Source organism: Streptomyces chengmaiensis, assembly GCF_029846775.1.
Taxonomy (GTDB): Bacteria; Actinomycetota; Actinomycetes; order Streptomycetales; family Streptomycetaceae; genus Streptomyces; species Streptomyces chengmaiensis.
In genome coordinates this window covers 1-1,789 of sequence record NZ_JARWBG010000127.1, presented here as the reverse complement: position 1 = coordinate 1,789, position 1,789 = coordinate 1, and the positions used below count along the sequence as shown (strand labels likewise).

Sequence of the window (1,789 nt, the reverse complement as noted above, 5' to 3'; positions counted from 1 at the left end):
GATGCTGTTGGTTAATTCGGGGCCTGGCGTGACGTCGGCCTTCAAGACCTGGTTGTGGTCTTGAAGGCCGACGTTGTCGTATGGGGTGGGTGCGGATGTCGATGCAGCCGAAGGGGTCTGGGGAGATCCCGGCGGAGACGGTACGGGTGGCTCGGGCCGCGTTCCCGAAGGGGAGCCTGGCGATCCGGGTCCGGGATGAGCTGGGACCGTTGTTCACGGACGAGGAGTTCGCGGATCTGTTCCCGGTGCGGGGCAAGCCGGCCTGGTCGCCGGGCCGGCTGGTGTTGGTCTTGGTGCTGCAGTTCGTCGAGGGACTGACCGACCGGCAGGCCGCGGAGGCGGTGCGGGCCAGGATCGACTTCAAGTACGCCCTCGGGCTTGAGCTGACCGATCCGGGGTTCGATTTCTCGGTGCTCTCGGAGTTCAGGGACCGGCTGGTTCAGGCCGATGCCGGGCTGCGGGTGCTGGACGGCATCCTGGCCGCGGCCCGCGCAAAGGGCCTGCTCAAGAGCGCGGGCCGGGCCCGCACCGACTCCACGCATGTCCTGTCGTCGGCCCGGCAGCTGAACCTGCTGGAGCTGGTCGCCGAGACGCTGCGATCCGCTTTGAACGCGATCGCCCAGGCTGAGCCGGACTGGCTGGTGGAGGTCGCCGATCCGGACTGGTTCCGGCACTACGCCACCCGGGCCGAGGACTCCAGGTTTCCCAGGGCCCGTGCCAAGCGCGACGAGGTGGGAGCGCGGATCGGGAGGGACGGGATGCAACTGCTGCGAGCTGTGTTCTCGCCCCAGGCGCCCGGAGGGCTTCGCATGCTGGACGAGGTCGAGTTCCTGCGGCGGCTGTGGGTCCAGCAGTTCCACCTGGTCGAGGGGGAGGTGAGGCGACGGGACCCAAAAGACCGGCCTCCGGGGGCGACGCGCCTGGTCACCCCGTATGACACAGACGCACGCGGCTGCATCAAGCGTGACACGTTATGGGACGGCTACCGGGTTCATCTCACCGAGACGTGCGAGCCCGGCGCCCCGAACCTGGTCACGAACGTGGTCACCACCGACTCCACCGTGCAGGACCAGGTGATGAGCGCCCGCGTTCACGCGGCTCTGGCCGCGCGGGACTGCCTGCCCGCCGAACACTGGGTGGACGCCGGCTATCCCACCGCCTCGCAGATCGTCGCCGCCCGTCGGGATCACGGAGTCGAGCTGCTGGGCCCCATGGTGGCCAGCACCGCCGCCCAGAGTGGCGGTCCGTTCAGCCAGGACGCGTTCACCATCGACTGGGAGACGCAGCAGGTGACCTGCCCGAACGGCATCGCCAGCACACAGTGGCGCGAGAGCCGTTCACAGCAGGGCCTGCCGGTCATCCGGGTCCGTTTCAGCCAGGCCGACTGCCGCCCCTGCCCTCACCTGCGGGACTGCGTGAATTCCCCGAAGGCCGAACGTCGCGAGCTGAACCTACGGCGCCGGGACGAGCACGAAGCCGTCCGCAGGGCCCGCGCCGAGCAGCAGACCGACGAGTGGAAGGAGCGCTACAAGATCCGGGCCGGTGTCGAAGGCACCATCTCCCAGGCCGTCGGGCGCTGCGGCCTGCGCAGATCCCGTTACCGCGGCCTCTCCAAGACCAGCCTCCAGCACCAGCTCACCGGAGCCGCGATCAACCTCGCCCGCATCGACGCCCACCTCGCCGACACACCCCGGGCCCACACCCGCACCAGCCACTTCGCACGACTTCGCCCCGCCGAGCAACAGCTCGACGGGGCGAAGCAGCAGGCCCCGAATTAACCAACAGCGTC

At 69.3% G+C, this 1,789-nt stretch carries 1 protein-coding gene; it reads left to right on the top strand.

Features of this window, described 5'->3' with window-relative positions; all coding sequences use genetic code 11:
• Positions 1 to 95: 95 nt before the first annotated feature.
• Entirely contained in the window at positions 96 to 1,778 is a 1,683-nt protein-coding gene (locus QCN29_RS36675) for an IS1182 family transposase (RefSeq protein WP_279933584.1), read from the top strand.
• Positions 1,779 to 1,789 lie beyond the last annotated feature (11 nt).

Coding starts and splice junctions, on each gene's coding strand:
- QCN29_RS36675 (WP_279933584.1), top strand. CDS start 96: ATGTCGATGCAGCCGAAGGGGTCTGGGGAGATCCCGGCGGAGACGGTA.